At 70.3% G+C, this 18766-nt stretch carries 14 protein-coding genes, 2 tRNA genes and 1 pseudogene; 12 read left to right on the forward strand and 5 right to left on the reverse strand.

The window, feature by feature from the left end; all coding sequences use genetic code 11:
• Nucleotides 1–4: 4 nt before the first annotated feature.
• Both ACZ7M7_RS10395 and ACZ7M7_RS10400 read right to left on the reverse strand, forming a co-directional pair.
• Entirely contained in the window at nt 5–1372 is a 1368-nt protein-coding gene (locus ACZ7M7_RS10395) for an ABC1 kinase family protein (RefSeq protein ID WP_472114762.1), read from the reverse strand.
• A pseudogene (locus ACZ7M7_RS10400) lies at nt 1365–2585 on the reverse strand (ThiF family adenylyltransferase). The gene ACZ7M7_RS10395 and the pseudogene ACZ7M7_RS10400 overlap by 8 nt, the downstream one beginning before the upstream one ends.
• A 320-nt stretch (nt 2586–2905) precedes the next feature.
• Here ACZ7M7_RS10400 and ACZ7M7_RS10405 point away from each other — a divergent pair.
• The 4 genes from ACZ7M7_RS10405 (at nt 2906) to ACZ7M7_RS10420 (ending at nt 6854) form a co-directional block, all read left to right on the forward strand.
• On the forward strand, nt 2906–3502 hold the full coding sequence (locus tag ACZ7M7_RS10405; protein WP_369273287.1) for a M48 metallopeptidase family protein: 597 nt from the start codon (nt 2906–2908) through the stop codon (nt 3500–3502).
• Nucleotides 3503–3651: 149 nt separating this feature from the next.
• The gene (locus ACZ7M7_RS10410) at nt 3652–5388 is read left to right on the forward strand and encodes a TerD family protein (RefSeq protein ID WP_472114766.1); all 1737 of its coding nucleotides are present in this window, start codon (nt 3652–3654) and stop codon (nt 5386–5388) included.
• A gap of 11 nt (nt 5389–5399) precedes the next feature.
• Nucleotides 5400–6080, forward strand: coding sequence for an AIM24 family protein (locus ACZ7M7_RS10415; protein WP_383603037.1), 681 nt, complete (start codon nt 5400–5402; stop codon nt 6078–6080).
• Between the two features lie 18 nt (nt 6081–6098).
• Nucleotides 6099–6854: an AIM24 family protein gene (locus ACZ7M7_RS10420; protein WP_383628229.1), complete on the forward strand. Its 756-nt coding sequence runs from the start codon at nt 6099–6101 to the stop codon at nt 6852–6854.
• Between the two features lie 153 nt (nt 6855–7007).
• On the opposite strand, the gene ACZ7M7_RS10425 is transcribed toward ACZ7M7_RS10420, so the two are convergent.
• A complete protein-coding gene (locus ACZ7M7_RS10425; protein ID WP_383603031.1) occupies nt 7008–7523 on the reverse strand; it encodes an NUDIX hydrolase in 516 nt (171 codons plus the stop codon).
• Nucleotides 7520–8983 (reverse strand): zinc-dependent metalloprotease, encoded by a 1464-nt coding sequence (locus ACZ7M7_RS10430; protein WP_383603028.1) that lies wholly within the window; start codon nt 8981–8983, stop codon nt 7520–7522. Before ACZ7M7_RS10430 ends, ACZ7M7_RS10425 begins: the two co-directional genes overlap by 4 nt.
• 193 nt (nt 8984–9176) lie before the next feature.
• Between ACZ7M7_RS10430 and ACZ7M7_RS10435 the strand changes: the two genes are divergently transcribed.
• From ACZ7M7_RS10435 to ACZ7M7_RS10450, 4 genes are all read left to right on the forward strand, one after another.
• The gene (locus ACZ7M7_RS10435) at nt 9177–10295 is read left to right on the forward strand and encodes an SDR family oxidoreductase (RefSeq protein ID WP_328423660.1); all 1119 of its coding nucleotides are present in this window, start codon (nt 9177–9179) and stop codon (nt 10293–10295) included.
• An 88-nt stretch (nt 10296–10383) separates the two neighbouring features.
• Nucleotides 10384–10845, forward strand: coding sequence for a molybdenum cofactor biosynthesis protein MoaE (locus ACZ7M7_RS10440; protein ID WP_369273293.1), 462 nt, complete (start codon nt 10384–10386; stop codon nt 10843–10845).
• Between the two features lie 141 nt (nt 10846–10986).
• Complete coding sequence (locus tag ACZ7M7_RS10445; protein ID WP_383603023.1) at nt 10987–11154, forward strand: hypothetical protein; 168 nt, start codon at nt 10987–10989, stop codon at nt 11152–11154.
• Nucleotides 11155–11216: 62 nt separating this feature from the next.
• On the forward strand, nt 11217–12314 hold the full coding sequence (locus ACZ7M7_RS10450) for a YlbL family protein (protein WP_472114771.1): 1098 nt from the start codon (nt 11217–11219) through the stop codon (nt 12312–12314).
• 95 nt (nt 12315–12409) lie between these two features.
• On the opposite strand, the gene ACZ7M7_RS10455 is transcribed toward ACZ7M7_RS10450, so the two are convergent.
• The gene (locus tag ACZ7M7_RS10455; protein ID WP_383603018.1) at nt 12410–12952 is read right to left on the reverse strand and encodes a PPA1309 family protein; all 543 of its coding nucleotides are present in this window, start codon (nt 12950–12952) and stop codon (nt 12410–12412) included.
• 164 nt (nt 12953–13116) lie between these two features.
• Between ACZ7M7_RS10455 and ACZ7M7_RS10460 the strand changes: the two genes are divergently transcribed.
• From ACZ7M7_RS10460 to ACZ7M7_RS10475, 4 genes are all read left to right on the forward strand, one after another.
• On the forward strand, nt 13117–16077 hold the full coding sequence (locus ACZ7M7_RS10460; RefSeq protein WP_383628351.1) for a UPF0182 family membrane protein: 2961 nt from the start codon (nt 13117–13119) through the stop codon (nt 16075–16077).
• Nucleotides 16078–16134: 57 nt separating this feature from the next.
• Nucleotides 16135–16208 (forward strand) — tRNA-Met (locus ACZ7M7_RS10465).
• A gap of 228 nt (nt 16209–16436) precedes the next feature.
• On the forward strand, nt 16437–18377 hold the full coding sequence (locus tag ACZ7M7_RS10470; protein WP_383603015.1) for a tetratricopeptide repeat protein: 1941 nt from the start codon (nt 16437–16439) through the stop codon (nt 18375–18377).
• A gap of 279 nt (nt 18378–18656) precedes the next feature.
• Nucleotides 18657–18730: transfer RNA gene (locus tag ACZ7M7_RS10475), tRNA-Met, on the forward strand.
• Nucleotides 18731–18766 lie beyond the last annotated feature (36 nt).

Below are 18766 nucleotides of genomic sequence, written 5' to 3' on the forward strand. Positions count from 1 at the left end.
CCGCTCACGCCTCCGCCGCCGCCTCCTCGTCCGTCAGCTCCTCCGGCATGAATCCGGGAAGCCAGTCCTCCAACTCCTCGCGCAGTCGCACCGTCGCTCCCAGCTGGCACAGCACGCCGATGGTGCTCAACGTCACCCGGTGGATGAGGAGATACGCCGGTGGCAGGTTGAGCTGCTTGGCCAGCTGGTAGGCGGGCGAGCGGGGATCGGCCACCCGTCCGGCCTGACTGCGCATCCAGCCGCGGGTGAAGGTGAACTCCTCGACCTGAGCCGGTTCGATGATCGGCAGCAGGTAGTCGAGGACGGCGTTCGGGTCAAGGTCGATCGACTCCTTGACGAAGCCCTCGGCGCAGAAAAGTTCGTAGACCGCCTCCGCCTCGCCGTCCAGGGTCATGCGCAGGGAGTCGCCGATGGGGGTCGGCAGACCGCCCGGGAGCCGGTCGACCGTGCCGAAGTCCAGGACGCCCAGCCGCCAGTCGTCCTCACCCTCCGGGCCGCCCGGCAGGAGGCGGAAGTTCCCCGGGTGCGGGTCGGCGTGCAGGAGCCCGGTGCGAGCCGGGCCGGAGAAGAGGAAGCGGGCAAGGAGCTGGCCGGCGCGGTTGCGTTGCTCCTCGGTGCCGTCGGAGATCACCTCCGAGAGCGGGATCCCGTCGATCCACTCCGTGACCAGGATCTGCTCGCACTGGTGGACCACCGCAGGGACGACGACATCAGGATCGTCGGCGAACTCCTCGGCGTGTGCCTGCTGGGCCTGCGCCTCCAGGCCGTAGTCCAGTTCCTCGGAGACCCGGTCCTTCAGCTCCGCGATCAGGGGCTTGATGTCCATGCCCGGAATCAGCGGGCCCAAGAGCCGAGCGAAACGGCTCAGTTGGTTCAGATCGGACAGCAGGGCCTCGCCGGCTCCGGGGTACTGCACCTTGACGGCCACCTCGCGGCCGTCGTGCCACACACCTCGGTGCACCTGGCCGATCGAGGCCGCAGCCGCGGGCTTGTCCTCGAACTCCAGGAACAGCTCCTGCCAGTCCTCGCCGAGCCGCTCCGCCAGCACCGAGTGCACGGTGCGTGTCGGCATCGGGGGCGCGGCTTCCTGCAGCTTGGTGAGCGCGGCGCGGTAGGGCCCGGCGATCTCTTCGGGCAGGGCCGACTCGAAGACGGACAGGGCCTGCCCGAACTTCATCGCGCCGCCCTTGAGCTCGCCGAGCACCTTGAACATCTGCTCGGCGGTGCGCTGCTGCAGCTCACGGCCGACGATCTCCGCGGACTCGCCGACGATCCGCTTGCCCAGTCCCCAGGTCGCCCGTCCGGCGAAGCCGAGCGGGAGCGCGGCGAGCTTGGCGGTACGGGTGACCGCCTTGCGGGGAAGATCAGACATGCGCCCTCCAGGTACCAGCCGACCACTCCGAGTCCGCCGCACGGCGTGACTCCTTCGGCGGCCGTTGCTCCGCCATTGTCTCGCGCTACTGCTCGTCCTCGGAGGGGTGTTCTCCCTCACCTTTCTCCGTGGCGCCGCACGGGCATGCGTGGTGCGCCCACACCGGCCGTGCGTGCCAGCTCAGACCGGGTAGGGACACCTCCCAGCGTGCACCGGCGCTCGACGGGATCCGTCCATCCAGAAAGGCTAGGGCGTGTGCGGCCGTCAGTCCGGCGACCGTGGTGGCCAGCGTGAGATCGCAAGGGCGTACGTCGCGTGTCCGGCTCGTGCCGGAGCGCCACTGCGCGACCAGGCGGGGCCAGGCCGGGTCCCGCTCGGCGCGCCCCTCGTGGAGACAGCCGGCGCAGGCCGTCTCACCTGGCAGGACCAGTGGGCCAACCACGCCGGTGCCTTCCACCACGCCGGCGAACAGATGGGGCGTACCGGAAGCGATGAGGGGTTCGGCGGCGGACGGGGAGGGGGCGTGCACCGCTACGTCGTCCCGGGGCGCGATGATCACCAGGGAGTGGCCGGCGCCGTCCTGCCCGTGAGGTGACTGGGAGCTCCGGCGCGGTGGCCGGTCCGGTGCGCAGCGGCGTGCGATCCGCCGGGCGGCCTCGTCCCTGCGGTCGCCGACCGTCTCCGCGGGCAGCCCGCCCGGTGCGACGTCCCACGGCTCGACCCGGCCGACGTCGCGCACGTCGACCTCGCCCACCCCCGCGCCCGAGAGCAGCGAGGCCACCATGGCGCCGACCCGGCCGGCGCCCCTCACCTGTACGCGCAGTGAGCGGCGGGCGGCCAGTCGGCCGATCGCCTCGCCCGGCTCGGACGTGGTCAGGGACAGGGAAGCCAGGTCGGGGCGCAACCGGTCCAGGGCATCCTTCTTGCGCCGCAGGGCGTCGCCGGCCGGCCCGCCTCCCTTCGCGTCGTCGAGGAGCCCCGCCCGTGCCAGCCGTCGCACCAGCCCGTCGACATGTCCGTCCGGCAGGTCCATGCGGCGGCCCTCTTCGCGCAGGAGCTCCAGCCCTCGAGTGCCGTTGAGCAGATCGAGGAAACTGCCCGTCGCCGTGTCCATCGGACCCAGCGTCAGAGCGTGCGCCGGAGTCATCCCGAACTGCACCGTGTTGAGATCCCGCCAGCCACGCCTGAGCGCGGGCTTCAGCAGTGGCGCCAGCGGAGCCGATGGAGCCGGCGGAGCCGTTGAAGTCGGCGTGGTCGATGTAGTCGACGGAGCTGTGGAATCTCCCGAAACAGTCGAAACCGTCGCTTGCATGAACAGGCCCCCGTAGCCGTCGTGGAACGTCCCCGTGTGCCGGTGGAGCTCGGTCGCAGCCCCGCCGGTGACAGCCAGCATGCCCCGACGGGGCACCCGGTGCCGAAAGTTGTCCACAGGCGGTGGATATTCGTCGTACAAATCAGACGCACGGTGGGGGATCGGCATGGAACCGTCCCGGAGTCGGGACTTCCCGCATGCGCAGCGGGTAACGTCGGGGCGTGTCCGCCGACCCACTGCACCGCGCCGGAACGCCACAGCGCAGTACGACGAGCCCGCCGTCGAGCGGCTCGGGGGCGAGCGCGATCGAGGTCCGCAGAAGCGCCCGGCGCCGCCGGACGGTCTCGGCGTACCGCGAGGGCGATCGCACCGTCGTGCTCATCCCCGCCCGGATGTCCGAGGCCGAGGAGCAGCGCTGGGTGAACGTCATGCTCGACAAGCTGGCAGCCCAGGAGAGCAAGCGGGTCCTCGGTGACGCCGAACTGGCCGAACGGGCGGAGCGGCTGTCGGCGCAGTACTTCGACGGCCGCGCGCGGCCCAACTCGGTTCGCTGGGTCACCAACCAGAACACGCGCTGGGGCTCGTGCACCCCGGCCGAGGGCAGCATCCGGCTCTCGCACCGTCTGCAGGGCATGCCCGAGTACGTCGTCGACTACGTCCTCCTCCATGAACTCGCGCATCTCCTGGTGCCCGGACACGGGCCCCGCTTCTGGCGGCTGCTGGAGGGGTATCCCCGCACCGAGCGGGCGAAGGGCTACCTGGAAGGCGTGGTCGCCGCCGAACGGTTGCCTCATCTGCCCGGCGCGCGCGGCGAATGACCGCTCCCTGAGGACCCCCGGAGGCGGCGCTTCCGGTTCGCTTGGGCGTGGGTTGTGTACCGGGTCTGTACCGGCTTGGCTCGATGTCCGAGTTTGCCGTTAGCCTGGCGCGACGCAATCACATTCGGGATGGGGGACGGTCGTTACGCATGGCCAGGGAATTCCAACGCGGCCACAAGGCCAGGATCAGTGACCTCACCGCGGGCACGGATCTGTACGTAGGGGTACAGATCGCCGCTCCGGGGCTGTCGTTCGACATCAGCTGCTTCGGTCTCGACGCCGACGAACAGCTCTCGGACGACCGCTACTTCGTCTTCTTCAATCAGCCGAAGTCACCTGAGGAGTCCATCCAGCTCCTCGGCACCCAGGCGGGCGACACGGAGTCCTTCCGCATCACGCTCGACAAGATCCCCCCGCAGATCCAGAAGCTGTCATTCACGGCGACGATCGACGGCGCCGGACAGATGTCGCAGGTCAGCCCCGGGTACATCCGCATCGTCGCAGGCGGCGAGGAGGTCGCCCGGTACGCCTTCAGCGGCGCGGAGTTCTCCACCGAACGCGCCGTGATGCTGGGTGACTTCTACCTCAAGGACGTCTGGCGGTTCGCCGCCGTCGGACAGGGCTTCGACGGTGGCCTCGATGCGCTGCTGAGGAACTTCGGCGGCGAGGTCGCCGAGGAGGAGACGCCGGAAGCCCCGCAGCAGGCCCAGCAGCCGCAGGCCGGTGCGGCCCCCGGCTTCGCGCCCCCCGCCCAGGCCACCGCGCCGCCCGCCTTCGGCGCCCCGGCGCCCGCTCCGGCCCCGGCTGCGCCCGCACCGCAGCCCGCCGCACAGGGCTTCGCACCCCCGCAGGGATCCACGCCGCCGCCTCCGGCCCCGGCGCCCTCGGTGCATGCCCAGCCCACGATCGTCGCGCCGATCACGCCGCCCGGCGGCGCCCCGCCGCCCCCCGCCCCGGCTCCCGCGCCCTACGGCCAGCCCGGGCAGCAGCCGCCGTACGGCCAGGCTCCCGCCCCGAGCGCCCCGCCGCCGCCCGGGTACGCCCAGCCCCAGGCCCCGCAGGCACCGGCCCCGCCTCCTGGCTACGGCCAGCCGACTCCGCCGCCCGGCTACGGTCAGGCGACCCCGCCTCCGGGCTATGGCCAGCAGCCCCCCTACGGGCAGGTCCCGGGCCAACAGGCCCCCTATGGAGCCCCGCAGGGTGCACCTCAGGGCGCACCCCAGGGCCCCGGTGTGGCCGCGGCACTCCAGCAGTTCAAGGAGACGCCCACCGGTCAGCGCTGGACGCAGCAGAACAAGAAGATGGTCCGGGTCGACCTCGGCATCGGCGGGCAGCCCGTGCTGGCCCGGCAGGGCAGCATGGTGCTCTACCAGGGCAAGGTCGACTTCAGCTACAAGGGCGCCGGCTTCTCGGGCCGGATCGTGGGCAACGCGACCGGCCAGGAGATGCAGCTGATGCGCTGCACCGGCCAGGGGCAGGTGTTCCTCGCCGAGAACTCCACGATGCTGCACCCGATCGAGCTCCAGGGCGACGGCATCTGCGTATCCGCCGAGAACGTCCTCGCCTTCGACGAGAGCCTCCAGTACGAGGTCCGCCGTGTCGAGGGTCACGGCATCCCCGGCGGCGCGCTGTTCACGATGCAGTTCACGGGCACCGGAACGATCGTCGTCAAGACGCACGGCACGCCCGTGGTGCTGCCGGTCACGCCCACGACGTTCGCCGACGCCAACGCCGTGGTCGCCTGGTCGTCCGCGGCCCAGGTGATCGTCTCCAGCCAGGTACGGATGCGCCGCAACGCCTACCCCGGCGACACCGGAGAGAGCGTCAACCTCCAGTTCCGGGCCGCTCCCGGCAACTTCATCGTCGTCCAGCCGTACGAGATCTGAGGGAGCCCGTCATGAACCAGCCACTCGCGGGCTTCGCTCCCGCACCCGTCACCGCCCGCATGGAGAATCACGGCAACCACATGGCGAAGATCGCCATGCAGACCGGGAACGACCTCCTCGCGCGCGTGGGATCGATGGTCGCCTACGAAGGCTTCGTCCAGTACGAGCCCAACCCGCCGGCCGTGCGCCAGATCGCCAAGGACTGGATGACCGGCGAGGGCGCACCCCTGATGAAGTGCTCCGGCGACGGACTGCTCTACCTCGCCGACTACGGCGCCAACGTCGTCATCATCAACCTCAACGGCGACGGCATCTCCGTCAACGCCACCAACCTGCTCGCCTTCGACGCGCATCTGACGTGGGGCGTCGAGCGGGTGAAGGGCCTGGCGAAGTTCGCCGGACAGGGCATGTGGAACACCAAGATCTCCGGGCAGGGCTGGGTCGCGCTGACCTCCCGGGGCAAGCCGATCGTCGTCGACTGCGGCGGCGGCGAGGACGAGACGTACGTCGACCCGGACGCGCTCGTCGCCTGGTCCCCGAACCTCAAGGTGAAGGGCAAGCGCAGCTTCAAGGCGCAGTCGCTCATCGGCCGGGGCAGCGGTGAGGCCTACCAGATGGCCTTTTCCGGCCAGGGCATCGTCGTCGTCCAGCCCAGCGAGGACAGCACCGACCGTCTCCGGGTCCGGGGCTGAGGGGGAGCCAGAAACGCCATGCAGAGTCCGCTTTTCGCCTACAACGACCAGCAGACCCAGGAACGCTGGAGCCTGCAGAACAAGCAGATGCTCCGCGTCGCCCTGGAGGGCCACGACGACATCCTCGCCCGCAAGGGGACCATGGTCGCCTACCAGGGCCTGGTCGAGTTCGACGCCGAGTTCCAGAGCAACCAGCAGGGACGCGCGCGTGCACACACCGGTGAGGGCCTCGACCTCATGCGCTGCCACGGGCAGGGCACGGTCTACCTCGCCAACCTCAAGCAGCACGTGCACATGGTGGACGTGGACCAGGACGGCCTGACCGTCGACAGCAGCTACGTGCTGGCGATGGACTCCTCGCTGCACCACGAGGTCATCGCCGTCGACAGCCTCTACGGCATCTCCGGCTCGGGGAAGTACCAGCTCAACATCACCGGCCGTGGCCAGGTCGCGCTGATGACCTCGGGCATGCCGCTGATGATGCAGGTGACGCCCGACAAGTACGTCAACTGCGACGCCGACGCGATCGTCGCGTGGTCGACCGGGCTGCGCGTCCAGATGCAGTCCCAGACGCACTCCTCCGGGGTGTGGCGGCGCCGCGGCAACACCGGTGAGGGCTGGGAGCTCAGCTTCATGGGCAGCGGTTACGCGATCGTCCAGCCCAGCGAGCTGCTGCCGCCGCAGAACGCCCAGATCGGCTCGGGCCTCGCCGCGCAGTACGGCATGGGCCAGCAGGGAGCGCGAGGCCAGAACCAGGGCAACGCCTGGAGCTGATCGCTCCGCGGGTTCGGGCCGAGGGGGTGTGGGGGCTGCGGCGCGCTTGGCTGCCGGCCGTGTGTGGCCGATGGCGCAGTTCCCCGCGCCCCTAGGGGCGCGATCGACCGCCCGTGCGAGGGGCGACCGTATCGGCGGTCGCCCCTTACGCGTTCACAGGCGGGCGCGGGTTGCTTCCAGCAGTCGTACGACCGACTCGTCCGCCACGTCCGCCACCTCGTCGTAGGCGAACCAGCGCAGGTCGAGGGACTCGTCGCTGATCGCCTCCACGGCTCCGGCCGGAGCCAGCGCCGCGTACTGGACGTCGAGGTGCCAGGCGCACGGGGTGGGGTGCCGGTCCAGGCGGACGGGACCGCCGGGCAGCAAGGTCAGCCCCGCGATGCCCGACTCCTCGTTCGCCTCGCGCAGGGCGGCCGCGGCCAGCGTGTCGTCGGCCGGCTCGCAGTGGCCGCCCATCTGCAGCCACATGCGCAACTTCTTGTGCAGGGTCAGCAGCACGCGCCCGCGCGAGGGGTCGATCACCAGCGCGCTCGCGGTGATGTGCCCCTCCCCGCAGGCCTTCCACATTCCGTCCGGATGGGCCTCCAGATGCTCCAGATAGGTCTGGCGCAGGTCCGGCTGGTCCTCGTAGCCCTTCAGCACGAGGACCGCGTCGTCGTACAGGCTCACTCGGTGTCGTCGTCCTTGGAGTCGCCCTGGGCGTCGCCCTTGGTGTCGTCGTCCTTCTTGAGGTCCGGCTTCCCGGTCGAGCCGTGCGCCGCCTCGCCGAGCATCTTGTCCAGCTCGGAGAAGTCGATCTGCTCGCGGTGCACGAAGCCGTCCGGGTCGTCCAGGTCGGAGGCCGTCGGCAGCATGTCCGGGTGGGCCCACACGGCGTCACGGCCGTCGACACCACGCGCGTCCGTGAGCGAGGCCCACAGGCGGGAGGCGTCGCGCAGACGGCGCGGGCGCAGTTCCAGGCCGATCAGCGTGGCGAACGTCTGCTCCGCCGGGCCGCCCGAGGCGCGCCGGCGCCGCAGCGTCTCACGCAGGGCGTCAGCGGACGACAGGCGAGGCTTTGCGGCCGCGTGGACCACTGCGTCGACCCAGCCCTCGACGAGCGCCAGAGCGGTCTCCAGACGGGCCAGAGCCGCCTTCTGCTCCGGAGTGTCCTCCGGCTGGAACATGCCCTGCTGGAGGGCGTCCTGCAGCTGCTCCGGATTCTGCGGGTCGAACTGGCCGACCACGTCCTCCAGCTTGGCCGTGTCGACCTTGATCCCGCGCGCGTAGCCGTCGACCGCGCCGAAGAGGTGCGAGCGCAGCCATGGCACGTGCGCGAAGAGGCGCTGGTGGGCCGCCTCGCGCAGGGCGATGTACAGCCGCACCTCCTCCTTCGGTACGCCCAGGTCCTTGCCGAACGTCTCGATGTTGATCGGCAGCAGGGCGGCCTTGCCCACGGGGCCGAGCGGCAGACCGATGTCGCTGGAGCCGACGACCTCGCCCGCGAGCACGCCGACGGCCTGCCCGATCTGCGTGCCGAACATGGCGCCGCCCATCGAGCGCATCATGCCGATCAGCGGGCCGGCCATGGCCTGCATCTCCTCCGGCAGGACGTCACCCATGGCGGTGCCGACGCGCTCGGCCACCGGGTCGACGAGCTCCTGCCACGCGGGCAGGGTCGCCTCGACCCACTCCGCGCGGGACCACGCCACCGCGGAGCCCGCGCCGGACGGCAGCGCCGTCGCGTCGTCGAGCCACAGGTCGGCCAGGCGGACGGCTTCCTGAACCGCGTTGCGCTCGGCGGGGCCGACGCTCGCGTCCTTCGTGCCGTCCGCGGTGCCCTGGGAGACCGTCTGGCGGGCGATCTGCTTGGCCATGTCCCAGTTCACCGGGCCGCCCTCGTAGGAGAGCATCTGGCCCAGCTGCTGGAACGCGGCGCCCAGGTCGGTGGGGTTCAGGGAACCGAACATGGCAGCGAACGGATTGTCGGCACCGGTGCCACCGAAGCCGCCGGCTCCGGGCAGCCCGCCGAAACCGAACGGGTTGGCCGGGCCCTGACCACCACCGCTCTGCTGGTCCTTCTTCTTGCCCTCGTCGCCGTCGTCCGGCTCCTCCGGCGGAAGGCCGAATCCGAATGGGGTGTCACTCACGGGATTCCTCGGCTGGTAAGGCCACCGGTTTGGCACCGGCGGCGCGACTGCCCGATAACACCACCCAGCGTAGACACCGCGAGCCGTTCGGGCCTCGGTGCTTCGCCGACTCTTGGCCTGCGGCAGGATGGATGCCACCTGGTTCGTACGCGTCACTCGCGTCCGTACTGAAGACAACCGCTGGAGACGCCCGGTGAGTTCCCCTGATCCGCAGGTTCGCGCAGCGCGAAACCAGTCAACCCCTCCCGCGCGCGGCGTGCGCGGCCCCGTCGTCGCGGTGACCGGTGCCGCGTCCGGCATCGGTGCCCTGCTCACCGAGCGGCTCGTCGCGTCGGACGAGGTCAAGCAAGTCATCGCGATCGACGAGCGGCGCGGCGAGTGCGCGGCGGCGCAGTGGCACATCCTGGACGTGCGGGACCCGGCCATCGCGGACAAGCTGCGGGGCGCCGACGTGGTCGTACACCTCGCGCTCGACCTGGATCTGGAGACGGATTCCGCCGCCCGGACGGCATACAACGTTCGGGGGACGCAGACCGTTCTGACGGCCGCGGCGGCGGCCGGGATCCACCGGGTCGTGCTGTGCACCTCCGCGATGGTCTACGGGGCGCTGCCGGAGAACGAGCTGCCGCTGTCCGAGGACGCCGAGCTGCGGGCGACGGCGGAGGCCACCGGGGTCGGGGATCTGCTGGAGATCGAGCGCCTCGCGCGAAGGGCACCCCGGGCCCACCCCGGACTCAATGTGACCGTTGTCCGACCCGCGGTACTCGTGGGCGGCACGGACACCGCGCTGACCAGGTACTTCGAGTCCCCGCGGCTGCTCGTCGTCGCCGGTTCCCGGCCCGCCTGGCAGTTCTGCCATGTCGAGGACCTGTGCAGCGCCCTCGAGTACGCCGTCCTGGAGAAGGTCGACGGGGAACTCGCCGTCGGCTGTGACGGCTGGCTGGAGCAGGAAGAGGTCGAGGAGCTCAGCGGGATCCGCCGTATGGAGCTGCCGTCGGCTGTCGCGCTGGGCGCGGCGGCCCGGCTGCACCGGATCGGACTGACACCCTCCCCGGCCGGAGACCTGGCGTACACGATGTATCCCTGGGTCGTGAGCGGGAGCCGGCTCCATGACGCCGGGTGGCGGCCGCAGTGGACCAACGAGGAAGTGCTCGCTGAGCTGCTGGAGGAGGTCTCCGGCAGGCACACGGTCGCCGGGCGACGGCTCGGGCGCAAGGACGCAACGGCGGCCGGCGCCGCCGGAGCGACGGTGGCCCTGCTGGGCGCGGCGGCGGTGGTGCGCAGGGCACGGAAGGCCCGGCGGCGGATCTGAGGTCCGTACGACCCTCCAAACCTGCACGCGCGTGTGCCGGGCGAATCGGCAATTCCCCGGTGCCGGTGACCTGGGGCACGATGGGGGCATGGCACCCACCCATGATCACCCCGGTGAGCAGGCCGCGCAGGACCCCATCAAGCTGCTCGCCATCCGCGATACGCCGCTCTCCGTGGACGAGGTCTTCCGGCTCGTGGGGGACGACGCCGCCGGCGGCCTCGCGCTCTTCGCCGGGACCGTGCGCAACCACGACGGGGGGGCCGACGTCGACGAGCTCGGGTACTCCTGCCACCCGAGCGCCGAGGCCGAGATGCGGCGCGTCGCCGAGAAGGTCGTCGCCGAGTATCCGGTGCGGGCGCTCGCGGCCGTGCACCGGGTCGGAGACCTCAGGGTCGGGGACCTCGCCGTCGTCGTCGCCGTCTCCTGTCCGCATCGCGGAGAGGCCTTCGAGGCGTGCCGGAAGCTGATCGACGACCTCAAGCACGAGGTGCCGATCTGGAAGCACCAGAAGTTCTCCGACGGCACCGAGGAATGGGTCGGCGCCTGCTGAACCGTCCCCGGACCGGTCCGCCGGAACCCGTCCACCCCACTCCGGTTGCGTAACCGCACCCCTGACGTGAGCGTTGTCAGTGCCAGTGGTTAATCTGCTGATCAGTCAGTTGCGGTCGCTCATTGGGGATGGGAGGACGGCATGGCGGCACTCGCCTGGTTGTTGATTCCGCTCGCGGCTGCGGTCGGCGCCGGCCTGTGGGGCAGTTGGGCCAACCGGACCCGCAAGGCACGGGGCGACGGGCCGGAGCTCGACGGGTATGCCCGGTTCCGCGAGGCCATGGAGAAGAAGGCCTCCTCCCGCACCTGATCGCGGGGGCGGGTTTGCGGCCCTGACGGGGCACTGACAGGCGTGTCACGTACTGTCTTGTCATGCCACGCCGCACCGCGACGATGCTCGCCTCGACCCTGATGCTGATCGCGCTCCTGTGCGCGGGAGTCTTCATCCCCGTGCCGTACGCGGAGATGTCGCCCGGGCCGACGGTGAACACCCTCGGCGATCATGACGGCGAGCCGGTGCTGCAGGTCAACGGTCGCAAGACCTACCCGACGACCGGCCACCTCAACATGACCACCGTCCGGGTCACCAGCGCCGACTACAGGATGAACCTCGTGGAGGCCGTCTACGGGTGGCTGGCGCATGACAACAAGGTCGTGCCGCACGACACCCTCTACCCGGACGGCAAGACCGAGGAGCAGTCCACCCAGGAGAACGCCGAGGAGTTCAGCCAGTCCCAGGAGAGCGCCAAGGTCGCCGCCCTGGACGCACTGGACATCCCGGTGCAGAGCTGGGTGATCGTCTCGACCGTGGTCAAGGGGACGCCCGCCGAGGGCAAGCTGCACGCCGGTGACGTCATCAAGTCCGTCGACGGTACGACGGTGAAGGAGCCCGCCGACGTCGCCGAGCTGGTGACCAAGCACAAGCCTGGCCAGGACGTCGTCTTCACGATCGTGCCGGCCAAGGAGCAGGTCGCCGCCGAGAAGGAGCGACGGACGCCGACGAAGACCGAGAAGATCACGATCCGGACCGCCGAGTCCGACGACAGCGGCGAGAAGCGCGCCGTCGTCGGGATTTCCGCCGGGACCGACCACACCTTCCCGTTCACCATCGACATCAAGCTCGCCGACGTCGGCGGCCCCAGCGCGGGTCTGATGTTCGCGCTCGGGCTCTACGACAAGCTCACCCCGGGCAGCCTGACCGGCGGCAGGTTCGTCGCCGGCACCGGCACCATCGACGACGCCGGCAAGGTCGGCCCCATCGGCGGCATCGAGATGAAGACCGTCGGCGCGCGCGACAAGGGCGCCCAGTACTTCCTCACGCCGGCCGACAACTGCGCGACGGCCGCCAGGGACGTCCCCAGCGGGCTCACGCTGGTCAAAGTCGGCACCATCGACGACGCTCTCGGCGCCCTGAAGGACATCCGCTCCGGCGACACGGCCGACCTGCCGAAGTGCACGACCAAGGACTGAGCGACGAACCTCGAGTACGGCAGCGGGGGCGCCTTTCCCTTCCGGGGGGCGCCCCCACTGCCGTACCGGACCGCCGTCCGCCGTACCGGAGGACCTCAGTCCGCGAACGTGGCCGCCAGGGCCTCCGCGAGTCCCGGAATCAGGTCCGGGCCGGTGAGGACCTCCGTCGGGGTGTCCTTCTCGCGCAGGCGCAGGGCCGATTCGCGGGCGCCGTCGCGCAGCACCGCGACCGTCATGCGGACCTCCTGGCGCTCGGGGTGGTCGGCCACCCACTTCGCGAGCTTGGCCTCGCTCAGGCCCTGCGGGACCTGCGTCTCGGCGGACGGGGGCAACATGAGACGCTCGACGGTGAGCGCGCAGCCGGCCACCGCGTCGGGCCAGGCGATCGTGGCGAGGAACTCATCGAGCGCCTTGCCCGTTTCAATTTCGTCCTGCTCGATCGGGGTCAGGCCGGAGGACTCCTGCTCGTCTCCCAGGCCGAGCTGGGCGGCGAGGCCGGGTTCCTGGGCCCGCAGCCGTGCGGTGTCTACGAGGGCGAAGAGGCGGGCGGGCTGGTCCCAGCCGAGGCCGGAGGCGTACTCGTCGATCTCGAGAACGGCCCGGGTCAGCGGGCTCGCCGCCATGGGAGTGTTGGACATGGTCACAATCCTGCCTCGTTCCCGGCCGGAATCGGGAACTGAGTAAAGGGTGAGTAAGTTGCATAGGTGTGGGCCCGCGATCACGGGGGGCCACGGAGGGTCCACGAAGACGCGGACCTGACGGATCAACAGCGAACCTCGGGGTGCGAACCTTGGCTTTCCAGATGCCGGACCGCGGCGGAGGCCCGACCGGGCCACGGATCAGAGTGGGCCGCCCGTCCCGGCGGGTCCGGACGCTGCTCATGACACTGGGCGTCCTCGCCGTCCTCGGCATGGCCTTCACCATGTTCGCGGGCTTCTGGACGGACTGGCTCTGGTACCGGTCGGTGAACTACTCCTCGGTGTTCACGACCACGCTGTGGACGAAGATCGGACTCTTCTTCGTCTTCGGTCTGTTGATGGCCCTCGCGGTCGGGTTCAACATCTGGCTGGCGCACCGGCTGCGTCCGCCGCTGAGCGCCATGTCGATGGAGCAGCAGAGCCTCGACCGCTACCGCATGGGCATCGCGCCCTACAAGAAGTGGCTGCTGCTGGCGATCACCGCGCTGGTCGGCCTGATCGCCGGTGCCTCCGCCTCCAGTCAGTGGCGGACCTGGCTGATGTGGGTCAACGGCGTGCCCTTCGGCGAGAAGGACCCGCAGTTCCACCTCGACGTCGGCTTCTACGCCTTCGACCTGCCCTGGTACCGGTTCCTGCTCGGCTTCGGCTTCGCCGCCGCGATCCTCTCCGTGATCGCCGCCGCGCTCACCCACTACCTGTACGGCGGGCTGCGCATCACCAGCCCGGGCGCGCGTGCCACGGCCGCGGCCACCGGCCATCTGTCGGTCCTCATCGGCATCTTCGTCGCCCTGAAGGCCGTCGCGTACTGGCTCGACCGGTACGGGCTCGCGGTGAAGTCCAGTGACTTCAAGGCGACCGACAACTGGACCGGCCTCAGGTACGTCGACGCCAACGCCTATCTGCCGGCCAAGACGATCCTGTTCTGCATCGCCGTCATCTGCGCGCTGCTGTTCTTCGCCACGCTGTGGCGGCGCACCTGGCAGCTGCCCGTCATCGGCTTCGGCCTGATGGTGCTCTCGGCGATCCTCATCGGCGGCCTGTACCCGGCGATCGTGCAGAAGTTCCAGGTCCAGCCCAACGAGCAGGCCAAGGAAGCGCCGTACGTCGAGAAGAACCTCAAGGCGACGCGCGACGCGTACGGCATCGACGGCACCAAGGTCACCGAGTACCCGGGCACGAGCAAGACCGAGGACAAGACCAAGCTGCGCGACGACGTGGACGCCACGGCGAGCATCCGCATCCTGGACCCGAACATCGTGTCGCCCACGTTCCAGCAGCTCCAGCAGATCAGGAACTACTACGCGTTCCCGACCAACCTGGACGTCGACCGGTATGCCAAGGACGGCAAGGACCAGGACACGGTCATCGGTCTGCGCGAGATCAACCTCAACGGCATCCCGAAGCGCAACTGGATCAACGACCACTTCCGTTACACCCACGGATACGGCGTGGTCGCCGCCGAGGGCACCGCCGCCGACTCCCAGGGCCGACCGGACTTCACCGAGTCCGACCTGCCGTCCAAGGGCGACCTCGGGACGTACGAGCAGCGGGTCTACTACGGCGAGAAGACCACCATGTACTCGATCGTCGGCGGTCCCCAGAAGGAGATCGACTACTCCGACGACAGTGGTGAGAAGACCTACAGCTACAAGGCCGACAGCGGGGTCAGTCTCTCCAACCCGGTCAACCGGGCCGCGTACGCGGTGGCGTTCGGAGAGCCGCAGATCCTGTACTCCGGTGCGATCGGTGACGGTTCGCGCATCCTGTACAACCGCACGCCCAAGGAGCGCGTCGAGGCGGTCGCCCCGTGGCTGACCATCGACGGTGACGCCTATCCGGCGGTCGTCGACGGCCGTATCCAGTGGATCGTCGACGCGTACACGACGACGAACGGCTACCCGTACTCCTCGCGTACGACGCTCGGTGACACGACGGCCGACTCGCTGACGGCGAGCAACAACCAGCGGGCGGTGGTGGCCCAGCAGAACCAGGTCAACTACATCCGCAACTCGGTCAAGGCGACGGTCGACGCCTACACCGGCGAGGTCAAGCTCTTCCAGTGGGACACCAAGGACCCGGTCCTCAAGACCTGGATGAAGGCGTTCCCGGACACGGTGAAGTCGAAGAGCGAGATCTCGAAGTCGCTGATGGACCATCTGCGCTACCCGCAAGACCTGTTCAAGGTCCAGCGCGAGCTGCTCACCCGCTACCACGTGAAGGACGCCACGACGTTCCTCAGCGGCAGCGAGGTCTGGCAGGTGCCGGACGACCCGACCAACAAGTCGGGCAGCGCGGTGCCGCCGTACTACCTGAGCATGAAGATGCCCGACCAGAAGGCACAGGCGTTCTCGCTGACGACGACGTTGACGCCGAACGGCCGGGACAACCTCAGTGCCTTCATGGCGGTCGACGCCGAGGCGGGCACCAGTGATTACGGCAAGATCAGAATTCTGAAACTGCCGACCAACACCACGGTCAACGGGCCCAGTCAGGTCCAGAGCCAGTTCAACTCCGAGCAGAACATCGCCGAGACGATCAGGCTGCTGAGAGGCGGCGACTCGGAGGTCGAGTACGGCAACCTGCTGGCGGTCCCGCTCGACGGTGGACTGCTCTATGTGGAGCCGGTCTACGTGCGTGGTGGCGGACTCAAGTACCCGCTGCTGCGGAAGGTGTTGGTGTCCTACGGCGGCACCACCGCCTTCGAGGACACGCTCGGCGAGGCCCTCAACAAGGTCTTCGGAGCGGAGGGCCCGACCACCCAGCCACCGGACGAGGGCGAGGACGAGGGCGGCGGCACGACGCCTCCGCCGACGTCCACCAACCCGACGGTCCAAGAGGCGCTGAACGACGCCCAGGACGCCTTCGAGGCCGGCCAGGAAGCTCTCCAGAAGAACGACTGGGAGGCCTACGGCAGGGCGCAGAAGGATCTCGAGGACGCGCTGAAGCGGGCCGAGGACGCACAGGCGCAGGCCGACAAAACCGGCGGCTCCGGCGGTGGCGGCGGAGGCGGCGGTGCGAGTCCGAGTTCCAGTCCGAAGCCGAGCAGCAGTCCCAGCGGTACTTAGGGACGACGGCTGATCGAATAGCCCACCTCGCGCCGTGATACGGTTGCAGAACAACGGCGCGGGGTGGAGCAGCTCGGTAGCTCGCTGGGCTCATAACCCAGAGGTCGCAGGTTCAAATCCTGTCCCCGCTACTGAAGTCGGCGAATATTTCGTACGACAGCGAAGGCCCGGATCCTCTTGAGGATCCGGGCCTTCGTCGTGTGCGAACGCATGTGCCGCAAGGCTGGACGGTCGCGCCGCCTCGGGGAGTTGGGGGAACTGTGTTTGACTTGTCTCTCTGTGGGCATGTCGACAAAACGCTGAAGTGACCTCACTGGCTGCGGTATACCAGGTGTACCCAGGTTGCAGGTGGTGCGACGATGGACGTTATGGGGGACAAGGCAACTCTGTTGGAGACAGGGCGGTTTGTGCAGCCTGCCGACTTTGTGCAGCCGACGGGCGATTTTGTGCGGTCCACGGACGGTGCCTCCCAGCCGATGGGCGGCCTCTCGCAGCAGGTGAGTGACCTCACACAGCCGGACGGCGAGTTCGCGCTCGACCGGCCCACGGACCAGGACGAGACCGGGGACGCCGCCGAGGAGGCGCGGCAGCGGCTCGCCGCCGAGAGCGGGGACGTCGAGGCGATGAGCGTCCTCGGGGCCATGCTGCTGCGCCGCGGTGATCTCGACGGCGCCGAGGCTCATCTGCGTGCCGCCACCGCAGCCGGGGACCGGGCCGCAGCCAACAATCTGGGAGTTCTTCTTCACCAGCGCGGGTACGCCGACGAGGCCGCCGGGTGGTGGCGGATCGCCGCCGTCGCCGGGTCGGCCGCGGCCGCGCACGCGCTGGGGCGCCATCACCGCGAGCGGGGCGACGAGCCCGCGGCCGAGTACTGGCTGCGGCAGTCCGCCGAGCAGGGACACGCGCTGGGCGCCTACGCGCTCGCCGATCTGCTGGAGCACCGCAGCGACGGGACGGCCGAGCAGTGGATGCGGGCCGCGGCGGAGCGCGGGCACCGGGAGGCGGCGTACCGGCTGGCGCGCGCGCTCGACCGGCAGGCGGTGCGGGCGGAGGAGGGCGAACTCGACAACGGTGTCGCGCCGGACGAGTCGCTGCTGGCGGAGGCCGAGCAGTGGTACCGGCAGGCCGCCGCGCGCGGCCACCGCCGGGCCGCGCTGCACCTCGGGGCGATCCTCGAGAAGCGCGGGGAGCTCAAGGAGGCCGGGCGCTGGTATCTGACGTCCGCCAAGGACGGGGAGGCGCGGGCAGCCTGCGCGCTCGGATTCCTGCTGCGGGACGCGGGGGACACCGAGAGCGCCGCCGTGTGGTGGCTGCGGGCCGCCCAGGACGGCGACGGCAACGCGGCGAACGCGCTGGGCGCGCTGCACGCCGAGCGTGGCCAGACGCAGACCGCCGAGCGGTGGTACCGGGCCGCGATGGACGCCGGTGATGTGAACGGCGCGTACAACCTCGGGCTGCTCTGTGCCGAGCAGGGGCGTACCGCGCAGGCCGAGCAGTGGTACCGGCGTGCGGCGTACGCCGGGCACCGCGAGGCGGCCAACGCGCTGGCGATCCTGCTGCTGCAGGGCGGGGACGCGCTGGGCGCCGAGCCGTGGTTCTCCAAGGCCGCCGAGGCCGGGAGCGTGGACGCCGCCTTCAACCTGGGGATCCTGCACGCCGGGCGGGGCGAGGAGCGGGCCGCGCTGCGGTGGTACGAGCGTGCCGCGGCGGCCGGTCACACGGAGGCGGCGCTGCAGGTCGGCATCGCGCGGCTGCGGGACGGGGACGAGCTCGCCGCCGAGCGGCATCTGCGCTGTGCGGCCGGGGGCGGCAGCGCGGAGGCCGCGTACCGGCTGGCGACCGTGCTGGATGCGCGCCGCCCGCCGGAGCCTGCGCATGAGCTGGGGGAGCCGGCGCACGAGAAGACCGAGTGCGAGGAGTGGTACGAGCGGGCGGCCTCTCAGGGCCATCGGCGGGCCCAGGTGCGGGTGGGCATGCTCGCCGCGGCCCGGGGCGATGTGGTGGAGGCGGCCCGGTGGTACCGGGCCGCCGCGGAGGCCGGGTCTCGCAACGGCGCCTTCAATCTCGGGCTGCTGCTGGCCCGGGAGGGGAGCGAGCCGGAGGCGGCCGTGTGGTGGACGCGGGCAGCCGACGCCGGGCACGGGCGGTCGGCTTTGCGGCTCGCTCTGGTCTACGCGCGTCGTGGCGAGCTGGCGGAGGGGAAGCGGTGGGCCGACCGGGCCGTGACGCTTGGGCCGCGAGAGGTTGCGGAGCGGGCGGGCCGGTTGCGGGACGCTCTGCGGGAGGAGCTCTCGGCGTGACGCTGCGCTGAGCCTGGGCGGATCGTTGGAGCGGGGGTCGTTTTCGGGGCCCGGCGTTGGGGTTGCCCTCGGGGAGTTTCGCCCCCGCCGCCCCTACCCGTCCCGTACCTGGGGGCTGCCGCCCCCAGACCCCCGCTGTCGGCCGAACGGCCTCGTCCTCAAACGCCGGACGGGCTGGGATGCCGGGCCGGTATGGAAAGGCCCCAGACCCCTGGGGCCGGCCCCACGACAAGCGATTTGCCTCTGTCCGCATGCTTGACGTAATGTTCAGTTCACCGACGCGGGGTGGAGCAGCTCGGTAGCTCGCTGGGCTCATAACCCAGAGGTCGCAGGTTCAAATCCTGTCCCCGCTACTGAAGGCCTAGGGCCGGGATCCGAAAGGGTCCCGG

Source organism: Streptomyces sp. NPDC111606, assembly GCF_055656945.1.